The organism is Roseateles sp. P5_E8 (genome assembly GCF_054177665.1).
The window spans coordinates 1-639 of the sequence record NZ_JBGCUM010000145.1; the positions used below are offsets into that span (position 1 = coordinate 1).

The 639-nt window shown below is 65.3% G+C and carries 1 protein-coding gene; it reads right to left on the reverse strand.

Annotated elements, in window-relative coordinates:
* Window positions 1-639: efflux RND transporter permease subunit (locus tag ACXRVZ_RS27685; protein WP_458233142.1), on the reverse strand; the 639-nt coding region annotated here is incomplete at both ends.

Here is a 639-nt window from a genome sequence, read left to right on the forward strand (position 1 = left end):
CCGGAGTAGAAGCGCTGCACACGGCCCGGGCCGCCTTGCCGCGCCTTCTTCGCTTCGGCCCGGTCGTGGTCTGCCTTCAGCCAACGCGCCGACATCATCGGCACCAAGGTGAGCGAGACCACCGCCGAGATCAGGATCGTGATCGCCAGCGTGACCGCGAACTCGCGGAACAGCCGGCCGACCACATCGCTCATGAACAGCAGCGGGATCAGCACCGCGATCAGCGAAACCGTCAGCGAGATGATCGTGAAGCCGATCTGCGTCGCGCCCTTCAACGCGGCCTTGAACGCCGGCTCGCCCGCCTCGATGTAGCGCGCGATGTTCTCAATCATGACAATCGCGTCGTCGACCACAAACCCGGTCGCGATCGTCAGCGCCATCAGTGAGAGGTTGTTCAGCGAATAGCCGAGCAGGTACATCAACCCGAAGGTGCCGATCAGCGAGATCGGCACCGCGATGCTCGCGATGACCGTGGCGCGCAACGAGCCGAGGAACGCGAAGATCACCAGCACGACCAGCACGACCGCGAGGATCAGCTCCATCTCGACGTGTTCGACCGATGCGCGGATGCCGTTCGTGCGGTCGGCCAGCACGTCGACCTTCACCGACGCCGGCAGCCCGGCCTGCAGCGTCGGCAGC